At 71.3% G+C, this 13,974-nt stretch carries 12 protein-coding genes; 3 read left to right on the top strand and 9 right to left on the bottom strand.

The window, feature by feature from the left end; translation table 11 throughout:
• Positions 1–31: 31 nt before the first annotated feature.
• Positions 32–658, top strand: a complete 627-nt coding sequence (locus tag SGFS_RS15240) for a winged helix-turn-helix transcriptional regulator (RefSeq protein ID WP_286250710.1) — start codon at positions 32–34, stop codon at positions 656–658.
• A gap of 45 nt (positions 659–703) precedes the next feature.
• On the opposite strand, the gene SGFS_RS15235 is transcribed toward SGFS_RS15240, so the two are convergent.
• The 3 genes from SGFS_RS15235 to SGFS_RS15225 form a co-directional block, all read right to left on the bottom strand.
• Positions 704–1,519 carry a hypothetical protein gene (locus SGFS_RS15235; RefSeq protein ID WP_286250708.1) on the bottom strand — a complete coding sequence of 272 codons (816 nt, stop codon included), beginning with the start codon at positions 1,517–1,519 and terminating at the stop codon, positions 704–706.
• Positions 1,519–2,787, bottom strand: coding sequence for a VWA domain-containing protein (locus tag SGFS_RS15230; protein WP_286250706.1), 1,269 nt, complete (start codon positions 2,785–2,787; stop codon positions 1,519–1,521). Before SGFS_RS15230 ends, SGFS_RS15235 begins: the two co-directional genes overlap by 1 nt.
• A gap of 128 nt (positions 2,788–2,915) precedes the next feature.
• Entirely contained in the window at positions 2,916–4,400 is a 1,485-nt protein-coding gene (locus SGFS_RS15225) for an IucA/IucC family protein (RefSeq protein ID WP_434028199.1), read from the bottom strand.
• Positions 4,401–4,577: 177 nt separating this feature from the next.
• On the opposite strand from SGFS_RS15225, the gene SGFS_RS15220 reads away from it, so the two are divergent.
• Positions 4,578–6,065, top strand: a complete 1,488-nt coding sequence (locus SGFS_RS15220; RefSeq protein WP_286250703.1) for an IucA/IucC family protein — start codon at positions 4,578–4,580, stop codon at positions 6,063–6,065.
• Positions 6,066–6,177: 112 nt separating this feature from the next.
• Here the strand turns inward: SGFS_RS15220 and SGFS_RS15215 are convergent, their stop codons facing one another.
• The gene (locus tag SGFS_RS15215) at positions 6,178–6,897 is read right to left on the bottom strand and encodes a response regulator transcription factor (protein ID WP_286250700.1); all 720 of its coding nucleotides are present in this window, start codon (positions 6,895–6,897) and stop codon (positions 6,178–6,180) included.
• Positions 6,898–7,296: 399 nt separating this feature from the next.
• Between SGFS_RS15215 and SGFS_RS15210 the strand changes: the two genes are divergently transcribed.
• On the top strand, positions 7,297–8,064 hold the full coding sequence (locus SGFS_RS15210; protein WP_286250698.1) for a LuxR C-terminal-related transcriptional regulator: 768 nt from the start codon (positions 7,297–7,299) through the stop codon (positions 8,062–8,064).
• A 102-nt stretch (positions 8,065–8,166) separates the two neighbouring features.
• On the opposite strand, the gene SGFS_RS15205 is transcribed toward SGFS_RS15210, so the two are convergent.
• The 5 genes from SGFS_RS15205 to SGFS_RS15185 all read right to left on the bottom strand — a co-directional run bounded on the left by SGFS_RS15205 (position 8,167) and on the right by SGFS_RS15185 (position 13,956).
• Positions 8,167–8,907: a YggS family pyridoxal phosphate-dependent enzyme gene (locus SGFS_RS15205; protein ID WP_434028198.1), complete on the bottom strand. Its 741-nt coding sequence runs from the start codon at positions 8,905–8,907 to the stop codon at positions 8,167–8,169.
• Between the two features lie 139 nt (positions 8,908–9,046).
• Complete coding sequence (locus tag SGFS_RS15200; protein ID WP_286250696.1) at positions 9,047–10,243, bottom strand: aminotransferase class I/II-fold pyridoxal phosphate-dependent enzyme; 1,197 nt, start codon at positions 10,241–10,243, stop codon at positions 9,047–9,049.
• A gap of 70 nt (positions 10,244–10,313) precedes the next feature.
• Complete coding sequence (locus SGFS_RS15195) at positions 10,314–11,762, bottom strand: UDP binding domain-containing protein (RefSeq protein ID WP_286250693.1); 1,449 nt, start codon at positions 11,760–11,762, stop codon at positions 10,314–10,316.
• On the bottom strand, positions 11,759–12,532 hold the full coding sequence (locus SGFS_RS15190) for a PIG-L deacetylase family protein (RefSeq protein ID WP_286250690.1): 774 nt from the start codon (positions 12,530–12,532) through the stop codon (positions 11,759–11,761). Before SGFS_RS15190 ends, SGFS_RS15195 begins: the two co-directional genes overlap by 4 nt.
• Positions 12,529–13,956 (bottom strand): pentapeptide repeat-containing protein, encoded by a 1,428-nt coding sequence (locus SGFS_RS15185; protein ID WP_286250688.1) that lies wholly within the window; start codon positions 13,954–13,956, stop codon positions 12,529–12,531. The genes SGFS_RS15190 and SGFS_RS15185 overlap by 4 nt, the downstream gene beginning before the upstream one ends.
• Positions 13,957–13,974: the final 18 nt, after the last annotated feature.

Below are 13,974 nucleotides of genomic sequence, written 5' to 3'. Positions count from 1 at the left end.
AAAGTCCAACGACATGTCTAGACTGCGTGCCATGTCACGTCGCCGAAGCTACGACCAGTACTGTTCCGCCGCCCGCGCGCTCGACGCCGTCGGTGACCGCTGGACCCTGCTGATCGTCCGGGAGCTGCTCGCCGGTCCGCGCCGCTACACCGACCTGCACGCCGACCTGCCGGGCGTCAGTACGGACGTACTCGCCGGGCGGCTGAAGGACATGGAGCGCGACGGTCTCGCCACCCGGCGAAGGCTGCCTCCGCCGGGAGCGGCGTACGTCTACGAACTCACCGGGCGGGGCCGGGAGTTGCTGCCGGTGATCCAGGCGCTGGGAAAGTGGGGCGAGGGCGAACTCGGCGAGCGCAGCCCCACCGACGCCGTCCGCGCCCACTGGTTCGCGCTGCCGCTGCTGCGCTCGCTGGAGGGCGAGGGTCTCGTCGAAGTCCGGCTGGAGGAGGGGGACTTCCATCTGTACGTCGGTGTGGAGGACGGGCCGGTCTACGGCGACGGGCCCGCCCCCCGGGAGCCCGACGCGCGGCTCGCGCTCGACTCCGGCACCTGTGTGGCCGTGTCCCGGGGACTGTTGAGCCTGGCGGACGCGGTGCGCGCCGGGCGGATCGAGGTCGGGGGAGACGGCCCCCTGGCCAAAGCACTGCGGGAGGCATGACGGAGGGCCCACCGCAGCGCTGCGGTGGGCCCTCATGACGTGGGGTCAGGCACCCGGCGGCACGTGGCGCGGCCGTCCGGATCCCCGGGTCAGGGCGTAACCGCCGATGCCCGCGAGCGCGGCCAGCACGCCCCCGAGCGCCGTCCACACCCAGCGGTCGCTCCACCAGCCGGAGGCCCAGCCGTCGTCCGGTTCGAGGGAGGACAGCACGGCCTCCGAGGACGACTCGTCGTCCTCGGCCCCCTCCGACTGCGAGGTCACCGCGATGCCCGGCACGAGCGGCTTGGACAGCGCGCCGTCGACCGCCGCCGAACCGCCCATGTCCTCGGACTCGGCCTTCACCTCGGTGCTGAACGTCAGACCCAGGTCGGCGGTGCCCAGCGTCGTGGTGGTCAGCCGCACGTAGTACGTGCCCGGCAGCGGGTCGTCGGCCCACTGCTCCGACCAGGCACGGACCGTGCGCAGCGTGCAGGACAGCTCCACGGAGGCCGCGCCCGCCTCGGCGGTCCGGGTCTGCGACCCGTACTGGCAGGCCTGGCGGCGCCGCAGTCCGTCGTACACGTCGAGCTGCCAGGTGGACGACGACTTCGCGGCCTCGGGCAGCTTGACCGTCGCCCGCACGGTGGGCCGCTGCAGCGCGTCCGCCGGGAACGACCAGTACAGGTAGTCGCCGGTCGAGGCGCTCGCCGTCGCGGTCTGCCCCTGCTCGAACTCGGCGGCCGTACGGAAGGAGGTGCCCGCCTCGGTGGGCGCGTCACCGTCCTCGGCGGGGCTCGCGGAGGGAGTGGAGTCGGCGAAGGCCGGGGACACGGCCAGGCCGAGCATCAGCAGGGCTGCGCCCAGTACACGTGTGATCCGCATCAGTTGGTCCTCCAGACCGCGACACGCCAGCGCGACAGCCAGCCCCACAGCACACCGGCCAGGAAGCCGACGAGCACCAGCACGCCGAGCAGCCACCAGCCGCGGCCGAGGCCGAACGACGCCACGTCGCTCGACGTGTCCGGGCCCTCGACGACGTCGACGGTCAGCTCCAGCGGCAGACCGGGCGTCGTCTTGACCCTGCTGCCCGGCGAGTAGGAGTGGGTCACCTGCAGACACACCGCCTCGGCGACGTCCTCATCCTCCTCGTCGTCCGCCTCGGCCTTGGCATAACGCAAACCCGTCGAGATGACGTCGGTGCGGCCGGTGCCCCCGGCCTCGCCGCGCACGATCTCGCGGCCCTTCACGGTCACCGCCCGCAGCAGCACCCCGTAGTGGGGGTTGACGTCACGGTCCGCCGCGACGCTCACCGAGGCCCGCAGCTCCTGACCCGGCTTCACGTCCACGCGGTACCAGCGCTGCTGCCCGAACTCCTCGCGGTCGGTGAACAGACCCGACTCCACCGCCTTGGCGTTCGCACAGGTGTCACCGCCCTCGACGGCCTTGGGTACGACCACCGGATCGGCGGCCCGGTCCACCAACTGGTTGACCCGGTCGGTGAGTTCGTCGGTGTGCTCCACCGAGGTGAACGTCCCGCCGGTCGCCTCGGCGATACAGCTGAGCTGCTGCCGCAGCTTGGTGTTCGGCACCAGGCCGAGCGTGTCGATGGTCAGGCCGATGCCCTTCGCCGCGATCTCCCGGGCCACCTCGCACGGGTCCAGCGGGGCGCAGGTGTCCTCGCCGTCGCTGATCAGCACGATGCGCTTGGTGCCCTCGCCGCCCTCCAGGTCGTCGGCCGCCTTCAGCAGCGCCGGACCGATCGGGGTCCAGCCGGTCGGCGTGAGCGTCGCCACGGCCGTCTTCGCCTCGGTGCGGTCCAGCGGGCCGACCGGGTAGAGCTGCGCGGTGTCCTTGCAGCCCGTCTTGCGGTCGTCCCCCGGGTAGTTGGCGCCCAGCGTGCGGATGCCGAGCTGGACCTCCTCGGGCGTGGCGTCCAGTACCTCGTTGAACGCCTGCTTCGCCGCGGCCATCCGGGACTGCCCGTCGATGTCCTTGGCCCGCATCGAACCGCTGACGTCCAGCACGAGGTTGACCTTGGGCGCCAGCGCCGTGGTCTCGTCGGCGACGGCCGTGGTCGGGACGGCGATCCCGGCCGTCAGGGCGGCGAGCAGGGCGATGACCCCTGCCGCCAGCCGTTGTCTTGTGATCATCGGCGGATCCTATTGATCCAAGGGGCCGGGCTTCAAAACGAGACCGGCCGTTCACCCGCACGACTCCGACGGATACCGCCAACGGCCCCCGCAGGACCCGCCGTTCACCGGGTGCCGTCGAAAGCCGCTCACCGCAGCGGACTCGGCACCTCCGCCCAGCTGTCCCCCGACCGCTCGGGCGACAGCCGCATCAGCGTCAACGCCTTCGTCGGCACCGGCCCGTCCAGCAGCGGCACGAGGTCCGGCGTGCGCGGCAACTCCGGTACGGCGGCGGTGAGCGCCTCGCGCAGGGCGGGCGCCGAACCTGCCGTGGCCCCCAGCGCGCCCGTCACCAGTGCGCCGAACAGCTTGCGGCGCAACGTCGACTCGTCGTCGGTGACGATGCGTCCGGCGAGGTCCGGGACCGGGATTCCGTGCCGGGCCAGCCGGGCGGGGCTGACGCGGATGTCCGCCAGATCGCGGTAGACCAGCCGCAGCGGCGCACCCGACGGGGACAGCACCACCATCAGGTTCTGGCCGTGCGCCTCCAGGGCCACGCCCATCTCCAGCAGCCGGAGGCAGACGGTGAGCGCCAGCGTCGTGAACCCGGCCAGCCACGCGGGCGACCGGGGCAGTTCCGTCGTGGCCAGCGCGCCCACCGGCACGACACGCTCGCCGGCCGCCGTGTCCGCGTACGCCTCCGGTGACTCGCGCAGGACCGCCGCGAGGTCGGGCGAACCGGCGGTCACCGCGCCGAGCGTGCGCGTCACGTGCAGCAGACCGTCCGTGCGGGTCGCGAGGTCGGCCATGAAGTCAGAGACGGCCGCCGCGTTCTCGATCGAGTAGACCGAGATGTCGCGCACGGAGGAGGTCAGGCGGGCGCTCAGCGCGGTTTTGACATGCGGCCCGCCGTCGGCGAGCGCGAGGGTGCGCAGCGACATCAGCGGATGGGCGTCGAGCCCGTCGGGCCCCGGCGGGCTCTTGAGCACATGCGCCGCCTGCCACGGATGGACCGGCACCAGCACCCGCCGCCCGTCCCGGAACCGCTCCGGCCACTCCCCGACGACCAGCGCGTCGTCCACGGGCGCGAGCCCCAGCCGGACGACCGGCCGATGCTCGGGCCCGTACGCCAGCTGGTCGGCCGCCGTGAAGCCGGGCCGGGAGCGGCAGTTGGGGTGGAAGGGGTGCCCGTCGACCACCCGCTGCTCCCACTCCCAGCCGGCCACGGGCTCCTCGACACCGGCCTGGTCGGCGCGGGACAGGGCCAAGGAGGCCACGCTGTGGTCGAGTTCGGCGGCGAAGGCCGCGCTGTGCGGCACGGCCAGCGCGGTCATCAGCCGCGCCGGACGGTCGTACGCCCGCTCGTCGAGCCGGACCTCCGAGGTGTGCGCGGCGGTGGCGTACGGGTCCACGGCCGGGCCGTGCAGCCGCCGCCCGTCGGCGAGCCGGAGCAGGACCGAGTCGCCGCCCGGCTCACGGCTCGCGACCCAGGGCAGTGGCTCATGGACGAGCGCCCGCCACAGCCGCGACAGCACGGCCGCCCGCGCACCGGGGAGCGCCGCCGTGTACGGCTGCGTCAGATCGGGACGTACGGCGGCCAGCTCGGCGCCGAGCGCCGCCTCGGCGTCGGACATCGGACGATGTGGCACGGGCGGGCTCCTCGGGTACGGGGACTGTGTCGACCGGGTGTGCGGACCGCGTCGAACGAGTACGGGCACGCGGGACGGCATGGCGTACGACCACTGCCCGCACCGCTTCGCCGTGACGCGTCACGGCAGCCATACTGATCATGAGTGCACCGTAAGGAACGAATGGACCCCGTGGACGCCACCCCTGACCGTGACGGCATCGGCAAGGCCGCCGACTCCCTCGCCGCCGCGCCCCTGCTCAACTGTCTCCTGCGGGAGGCGGCCGAGCCCGTCGAACCCGGTGTGCACCGCCTCCGCGCCACCGGCCGCCTCCTACGGGTGCACGGCACCCGCCGCCCCACGGCACCCGAACTCCGCACGGACGGCACCTGGCAGCGCCTCTCCCACGCGGAGCTGGTCAAACTCACCACCGAGGAACTCCGCCTCCTCACCGGCCTGTCCAACCCCGAGCTGCCCACCGAGATGCTCGACAGCCGCGACGCCGTCGCCGCCATTCTCACCGCGCGCGCCGGCGCCACGGCACCCGAGGACCTCTACCTCCGCTCCGAGCAGTCCCTGATCACCGGGCACCCCCACCACCCCGCCCCCAAGGCCCGCGGCACCGGCCCGGCCACCGCCTGGCTGCCGTACGCGCCCGAGGCCTACGCCCGCTTCCCGCTGACCCTGCTCGGCGTACGCGAGGACACGGTGGTCGAGGAGGGCGACACCACCGCCCTGGACACCCTGGGCGAGGCCCCGCCCGGCTACCGCCTCCTGCCCGCCCACCCCTGGCAACTCGACCTGGCCGCCCGGGAACTGACACCCGCCTTCGCGGACGGCCGCCTCGTACGGCTGGGGCACTCGGCGGCCGGGGTATGGCCGACGGCGGCGATCCGCACGGTGTACGCGGCGGACGGCGACCTGTTCCTCAAGTTCAGCCTGGATGTGCGGATCACCAACGACATACGCCGACTCTGGCGCCATGACCTGCTGAAACTCCGCCGCACGGACACAGCCGTCACCAGGGCGTTCACCGAACTGCCGGGGGCGTGGCTGAGCGACCGCGGCTACCGCACCGCCGACTTCGCCTTCGAGGAGCTGGCGGTACTGGTACGCGACGGCCTGCGCCCGCACCTGGCCCCCGGTACCACCCCCGTCCTCGCCGCCGCCCTCGCCGAGGGCTTCCCCGGCAACCCCCTGGACCGGATCACCGACCCCGCCGCCTGGTGGGAGGCGTATCTGCGCGCTGTCGTGTCCCCGGCCCTCGGCGCCTTCCACCGCCACGGCGTCGTCCTGGAGGCCCACCTCCAGAACACCGTGGTCGTGGTCGACGCCGCCGGCACACCCGTGCAGGCCGTGTACCGCGACGCCGAGGGCGTGAAGCTCCTGCCGGACGTGGAGCGGGCGACCGGCTGGGAACGTCTCGTGTACTGCCTCGTCGTCAACAACCTCCTGGAGATCGCGGCGGCCCTCACGGAACGCCACCCGGACGCCGACCTCTGGCCGACGGCGCGGCGCGAGCTGAAGCGGCACGGGGAGATCCCCGAGGTCGATGAACTCCTCAGCTCACCCACGCTGCCGGGCAAGACGAATCTCCTGCTGCGGTGGACGGGCGCTGACGGTGCGGATGCCCGCTATCTGCCGCTGGCCAACCCCCTCCGCGGCGCATGAATGCCCGCGGGTTCGGTGAGCGGCTGTTTTGCAGTGGCCGGTGTGCGGTCGGACGAACGGTGCGCGTGTCGCGATGGCCGGGCCTCTGAGGCGTGGCCTGGCCATGGGCCCGTCAACTTGGCGGTGAGGTGCCGTCAGCGTGCCCGAGCCAGCGCAGGAGCGCCTGCGACTGGCTGTGCACTCCGAGCTTTCCGTAGACGTTGCTCAGATAGTTTCTGACCGTCTTCTCGGCCAGCCGCATCTCCACGGCCGTCTCACGCACCGACACGCCCGAGGCCAGCCGGGCCATGATCTCCCGCTCCTGCCGTGAGAGCGCGAGGGGCGATGAGCGGCCACCGGTCCGATCCCCGCCCTTGATGGTGTCCGCCTTCTGCGCGCGCGGCGTCGGAAGCCACGAGCCCCTTGCGCGCGCCGTGGCCTTCGGGTGCTCCGCGGCGATCTGCGGGGCGAGAATGGTGTGCCCGTGGGAGACGCACTGCAGCGCAGCCGTCAGCAGGTCCGGATCGTCGGTCTCCAGCAGATAGCCGACGGCCCCGCTGTCCAGTGCGAGACACACGTCGTCCCGGTCGAAGCAGGTCGCGAGGACGGCGAGGGGCGGCAGCCCGCCGTTCGCCTCGTCCGAGAAACGCCTCAACTCCGCGCCCATGCGGGGCCCGTGGAAGAGGACGACGTCGTCGGACGGGCGGATCTCCCAGGGCTCGCGGACGATGCGGCTGTGGAACCCCTCGCAGGCGAAGGGCCCGGCGCATCCGTGGCGGACCAGCGCGACCGACAGGGTCGTCGTGTGTGAAGGCCGCAGGGGTGCTGAGTAGACGGTGGAGGGTGGAATCACTGCTGCTCCGTGCATGGGGAGGTGGAGAAGCCCCGGCGGGCGACCATGTCGCCTTCGCTGCGGCCACAGGCCGGCCGGGGAGAGGGGAGGCCTCGGTTCCGGCGTCAAGACACGACCGCGCCATAAAGACATTCGGCCCGGGATTCCGTCTGGTTCGCCTTTCGCCCCGAGACCTCTCAGTGATACGGCGTGAGTGAGCACAGGGCGGCTGTCGTCGGCGCATACGTACTCGGTTGGTTATCTGCTTAAGCGGTCGGCAGGGTCTAGTCGTTCGACTGGAAAATTTCTCTCTTCGCAACCGAGGCCTACGAACTTGGGGCTATCTTGTGTTGCTTGAAGCTTCCAGTGGTTTAATGGTTGTGTTCTGGGCGGCTGATCGGCGCAGGTGCAGAGGCGAATGTGCTCGCCGGTGCCGTCGTCCAGGAAGGGGTCGGACGCATGATTTCATTGATGGCCGAGGAATCCGAGCGGAATCCGGGGAAAGCCACACGGATAATGCTCGTCGGTGACGACGATTTGGTGCGCAGTGGTCTCAAACAGATGCTTCTGCGGGCCACCGGATTCGATGTCGTCGCGGAGAAGCGGATCGATCAGGACGTCATTGAATTCGTGGCCAGAACGGCTCCGAAAGTGGTCGTGCTCGATATCGGCAGCCACGACGAGAACGACACTCTGCGTTTGGTGGGCCGGCTGTCCGCAGCCTCGCTCCGCGCCCGGCCGCGCGTGCTGATGCTCGCCGACCAACACGTCATCGACCGTAATCTGACCCGGGCCATCCGCCTGGGCGTCAGCGGCATCCTGCTGCCGGGTCTCACCCAGGACGAATTGATCTACGCGGTACGGCAGGTCTCGAACGGCCACAGCGTCCTCCAGCCGCTGCTGACGAGCAGGCTCTTCGTCGGCCTGCGGAACCTCGCGCCCTTCGGCGTCGAGGAGGGACGTGGCGATTCGCAGACGGTGGTGGCCGATCTCAGTCCTCGCGAGCGGGACGTGGTGGCCGGTGTCGCGAGAGGCATGTCCAACCAGGAGATCGCCAACGAGTTCTGCCTCACGGTGGCGACGGTCAAGTCCCACGTCTCCAGCATTCTCACCAAACTCGGGGCTCGTGACCGGCTCCAGGCGGCTCTCATATTCCTCCAGTACAGCCTGCTGCACGGTGAGAGGTGACCGCCCTCCGTAGCCGTACGGCGACCGGCCCACCCTGGACGACGTACGGCACGCTGAGCGGGAATTCATCGGGCAACACCTCGTCGAGCAGTTCCCCACGTTCTACGCAGCCGGGTTGCGGGGCGCGCGGGTGCCCAGGATGGCCGAGCCCACGCGGACATGCGTGGCGCCCGACGCGATCGCCATCTCCAGGTCGCCGCTCATCCCCGCGGAGCGGATCACGGCGCCCGGATGGCTCGCCCTCAGTCGCTCGTGCAGTACCGCGAGACGGTCGAACGCCTCGGCGGGCGAGATGTGCAGCGGAGCCACCGTCATGACGCCGGCCAGCTCCAGCCGGGGGGCGCGGGAGGCGATGGCGTCGGCCAGTCGCTCAAGTCCGGCGGGCGCGACACCGCCCCGCCCGGGGGCGTCGTCCAGGCCGACCTGGACCAGACAGCGCAGCCGCCGCCCGGCCCGCTCCGCGCCGCGGGCGAGCGCGTCCACCAGGGGGAGCCGGTCGACGGAGTGCACCAGGTCTGCGTACTGGGCCACGGACGCGGCCTTGTTGCGCTGCAACTGGCCGATGAAGTGCCAGCGCAGTGGCAGGTCCTCGGTCGCGGCGGCCTTGGCCGCGGCCTGCTGGTCCTGGTTCTCACCGACGTCCGTGACGCCGAGCGCGTGAAGGGTCCGTACGTCCTCGGCGGGCCAGGTCTTGGTGACGACCACCAGCGTGACCTCCGAGGGGGCCCGCCCCGCGGCCCGGCACGCATGGGCGATACGGGACCGGGCGGCGGCGAGGTTGCGCTCCAGTTCGGCGGCGCGGGACTGCGCGGCGGCGTCGGTGACGGGGGAGGGGGCGGTGATGGCGTCGGTCACGGAAGAGCACTCCAGGCAAGGGGGGTGGGTGATGGTGGCGAGGCGCCGCTCGGCGTCGGCGGCCGCGGCACGGCGGGGCGGCTCCGATACGTGCCGGCCCCGGCCGCCGACGGCGGTGAACGGTGCCTCAGCCGGCCGTTCGCAGCGGGGCGAGGCGGCGCAGCGCCTCCCGCAGTACGTTCTCCTGCTTGCAGAAGACGAACCGCACCAGATGGCGGCCCGCCTGGGGATCGGCGTAGAAGACCTGGGCGGGAATGGCTGCGACACCGTACCGGCGCGGCAGCTCCCGGCAGAACTCCAGACCGTCCGCCGCGCCCAGGGCCCGCACATCGGCGAGGACGAAGTACGTCCCCTCAGGTGCACGGGGCCGCAGACCGAGCGCGCTCAAACCCTCGACCAGCAGATCACGCCGGGCTCGGAGCGAGTCGCGTAGATCGGTGTAGTGACGCTCGGGCAGCCGCAGCGCGTCGGCCACCGCGTGCTGGAAGGGCGTACCGGAGGCGAAGGACAGATACTGCTTGACCGCGAGAACGCCGGCAACCAGATCGGCGGGACCGGTGGCCCAGCCGACCTTCCAGCCGGTGAACGAGAACGTCTTGCCTGCCGAGCCGATGGTGACCGTCCGCTCGAACATCCCGGGCAGCATGGCGATCGGGCGATGCCGACCGTCGTACACGAGGTGCTCGTACACCTCGTCGGAGATCACCACCAGGTCGTGGTCGATCGCGACACGCGCGACTTCGGTCAGTTCCCGCTCGTTCAGCACTGTTCCGGTGGGATTGTGCGGGTTGTTGAGGAGCAGGACCCTCGTGCGGTCGGTGACGGCGGCACGCAGCAGCTCGGGGGCGAGCCGGAAGTCCGGGCCGGGCAGCGGGACCGGGACGAGCCGGGCACCGGCCAACTCGGCGCCGGCCGCGTACGAGTCGTAGTACGGCTCCAGCGTGAGGATCTCGTCACCGGGTCCCGCGAAGGCGAGCAGCGCCGCGGCGATCGCCTCCGAGGCGCCGGTGGTGACCACGACCTCGGTCTCCGGGGCGAGCACGATGCCGTACCGGTCGCGCTGGTGGTCGGCGATGGCGGTACGCAGCGAGGGCAGCCCGGGCACCGGCGGATACTGATGATGCCCGGCGTGCAGAGCCCTGACGGCGGAATCGGTGACGGAACTCGGCCCGGGCGCATCGGGGAAGCCCTGCGCGAGGTTGACGGCCTGGTACCGGACGGCGAGCGCGGACATCTCGGTGAAGATGTTGCTCCCCACCCCGGCGAGCCGTACCCGAGGGTTCGCGCGGCGGCCCGCCGTCGGCGGACGTTCCGCCGTGGTCATTCCGCCACCTCCGGGCCGCGGCGTCCGGCGTCCTCGGCCGGAAAACCGGCCGAGGACCGTTCGAGCCCGGTCACACCAGGTCCTTCTCGACAAGTGCGCCGCTCGGCAGGCCCCTCCCCACGGGCGCGCGCACGGCATCGGTGTCGAGCCACAGAGGGTTGCCCGCCCGCCGGTACGTCACCCACTCGGGCCAGGACGGGTGATCCTCCAGCACCCCGTGGTTGTCCAGGATCAGCAGCGGCGACTCCCGCCGCTCCGTGAGCAGCTCCAGATACGGATCGCCGCGAAACTCGGGGTGGTCCGGGACTATCAGGACGGTGTCGGCACCGCGCACGGCCGCGGCGAGGTCCTTGGTGACCGTGCCGGCGCCGAGCAGCGCCTCGATCTCCTCGTCCGTGTACATCGGGTCGTGCACGGAGAACGGCACACCCAGCCGGTGGAGCTCCTCGGCGATACGGATCGTCGGGCTGAGGGTGGCGACCTTTATGCCTCCCTTGTAGGCGACTCCCAGGATCAGGACCGGGCCGCCGCCGACCGCTGTGGCGACCAGCGACCGCATCCGCATGTCCGTGTCGACGGCCTGGCTGAGCAGCGACAGCTCCTCGGGCCGTGCGGCCCCACTGAGCAGATAGCGGCTGGACAGTGGGATGCAGTAGCCGCCGGTGCCGAAGCTCGGGTGGTAGGTGCCGATGTTCCACTTGGTGCCCGCGAGCCGCAGCACCTCCACCATGTCGACGTGTGGGTAGCCCAGGGTGAGCTGGTTGGCGAGAGTGATCTCCAGATGGCGGTAGGAGTTCTCCACGCACTTGACGAGCTCGGCCTCCACGTGACCCTGAGCCCGGTGCAGGGTGTCGCACACCAGCGACAACACGTCGTACGCCGCGTCGGCGGAGGTCTCGCCGACACCGCCGTACACCCGGTCCAGGTCGCGCAGGCCGTACCCCTCCGAGAGGAACCAGTCCCGGCGCGGTGCGAGCGCCAGCAGCAGATCCTGGTCGGGAATGAGCCCGGCGTCGATGGCCTGCGGAAGCAGCAGTTGTGCCACGGTGCCGGGGGTGAGCGTCGACTCGATGATCACCAGCGGGGGAGGGCCGGATCGCGGGCGGGACGCGGTCGCTCGGACGATGGAGACGAAGACGTCCAGGAGGGCCTCGGAGTAGGGCTCGGCCTGCCGCTCCGTGGGGACACAGATGAAATGCACGGCGATGTCGTCGCCGAGCGCCAGGTCCCGGTCGTCGGTCACCCGGAGGAGACCCGGCTCCTCCTGGTCCTTCAGGAAGGCCACACGGTCGGCGCTGACGTCGTAGCCCACGACGTTGATCTTCTCGGCGCGCAGCGCCTCCACCGTGGACCAACCGATGTATCCGAGACCCCAGACGCAGGCCGTCCTGGTCCGGCCGAGCAGCTCGGAGGAGGGGGAGGCGACGGCGTCGGGAAGGCGAGCGGGTGGCTGTGCGGTGCCGTCGGTCACTCGGTTTCCGTCCTCGTGCTGGGTCTGTTTCGCGATCAGATCGCTCAAGGCAGAGGCTCACTCTCGGGTGAACGCAGGCTGGTGGCCTGCTCCGCATGCGCGTGCTGCGGGGGGCGGTCGGTGGGTTGCTGGGTGTGCGGTCGCGGCGAGGGGCGGCCGGGATCCGGGCGGTGGCGGACGAGAACGAGTCCCTCCGCCGCCCGGGTGCCGACCGCTGCGCCGCGCGCCCGGTCGAAGGCTTCGACGGTCTCCAGGTCCAGGGCGCGGAAGCCCTGGCCGGGGTAGCTGTAGCAGGCGAGGGCGCGCGCCTTCGCGGCGCTGTGGCCGCCCGTCGGTACGTAGACGGTCGGGACGAACTGGGCGTGGCGGACGGTCCGGTACTCGTTCGGCCCGAACTGCAGGAAGGTGACCTCGGGCCAGCGGCGAGAGGCGGAGACCACCGCCTGGGCGACCCGCACATGGTCGGTGTGCGAGTCTCCGTCCCAGTGGCTGATCACCGTGTCCGGGCGGATCCGGTCCAGGAGTTCGTCCAGCAGGGTCACGACGCGGTACGCGGGCAGGTCCTCCACCTGGTCGTACCGACCGTCGGCGACCCAGACGAGATCGTGTCCGAGCACCGTGGCGGCGGCCTCGGCCGCCGCCATCCGGCGGGTGCGTCGGTCCGGATCGTCGTCGGACGGCGTTTCCGAGACCGTCAGCACGGCGACGGTGACCTTCGCGTCCCGCTCGGTGAGGGCGGCGATCGTGCCGCCCACGGCGAGTTCCGCGTCGTCCGGGTGGGCGGCGATCACCAGCACCCGGTCGCCGAACAGGCTCACGTCGAGCCCTTGCGGCCGGCGGCGAGGGCGGCGTCGAAGGAGTCGAGGAAGGTACGGAACTCGTCGGCAGCCGTCCCGCCCGCCTGTTCGAGCGCGTTGCGCAGGCCGGGGCAGCGGTCGGCGAACACGGGGGCGCGGACGTCCTTCATCCTGGCTCCGTGCAGGGTGACTTTCACCCAGGTCGACTGGTACATGTTGGTGCCGTCGAGCCGGGCGCCCGACAGGTCGGACTGGCTGAAGCGGCTGTAGGCGCAGTTCGCTCCGTTGAGGTCGGCCTCCCGCAGGTCCGCCGCGATGTAGGCCTGCACCAGGGTCGCGCCTTCGAGGACGGCACCACGCAGGCTCATGCCACGCGGGGGATCGCCGGTGATCATCGCCCGGTAGAGATTGGCGAACCGCAGGATCACGCGGGCCATGTTGCCGTCCCGGACCGTCATACATCGGCCGGTGAAGGAGGTGAGGTCGGCGTCGGTGAGGTCGGCCTCCACGATGTGCAGGTTCTCGCCGTGGGCGCCCCGCAGGTCCGCGCGGCGCAGATTGCCGCCGGAGATCTTGCCGTTGTTGAGCAGGGCGCCGGCCAGCGACGCGTCGGGCATCGAGCAGCGCAGCAGCCGGGCCCCGCTCAGCTCGGCGTCGCGGAGGTCGGCCGCCGGGGCTGCGACGTCGGTGAGGTCGGCGCCCGCGGCCTTGAGCCCGGCCGCCTGCCAGTCCTGGCCGCTGATGTCGGACAGCCGAAGCTCGGGCAGGTCGGCGTCGGTGAGGATCAGGCCGTCGGAGGCCGTCAGCCGCTGCAGGACCAGGCCGCGTCCCGAGGCACGTACGAAGGAGGTGGCACGCAGGCTGGACTTGGTGATCGTGAGCTGGTCCGCGCAGATGCCGTAGAGCTCGGCCTCGTCCAGCATGCACTCGTTGATCAGCGAGCCCTGGAGATTGGCGTGGCGGATCGACGCGCCGGACAGGTCGCACTGGTAGAACGAGCTGCCGGCCAGGTGGCCGCCGTCGAGATGGACACCGCGCATGCTGCACCCGTGGAAGAGGGTGCCGGTCGCGTCCCGCAGGTCGCTCATGTCGGCGCCGTCGAAGTTGCAGGTCTGCGCGGCCAGCGCGTGGACGTAGGCCGAGCGCAAGCTCGCCTCGGAGAGGTTGGTGCGCTCCATGCCGGGACAGACCATGGTGACCTCGTCGAGGTTCGCCCGCTGGAGCTGAGTGCCGTGCAGCACGGCCCGGTTGAGGGTGGCCCTGCGTAGATCCGCCTCGTCGAGCCGAAGGTTGGACAGATCCGCCTCGGAGAGGGACAGACCACGGCCGGTGGAGTCGATCAGCCGCTGGGTCAGCTCGGAGAGTTCTTTGAGCCGCTCCGTGCGTTCCTTGCCGTCCGCCACAGAGATACGGCGGAGGAGTTCCACATGGTCAAACTGAGTCATCACATCTCTTTCGACGCA

Source organism: Streptomyces graminofaciens, from assembly GCF_030294945.1.
In the GTDB taxonomy this organism is placed as follows: Bacteria; Actinomycetota; Actinomycetes; order Streptomycetales; family Streptomycetaceae; genus Streptomyces; species Streptomyces graminofaciens.
This window is presented reverse-complemented; position numbering and strand designations above follow the sequence as displayed.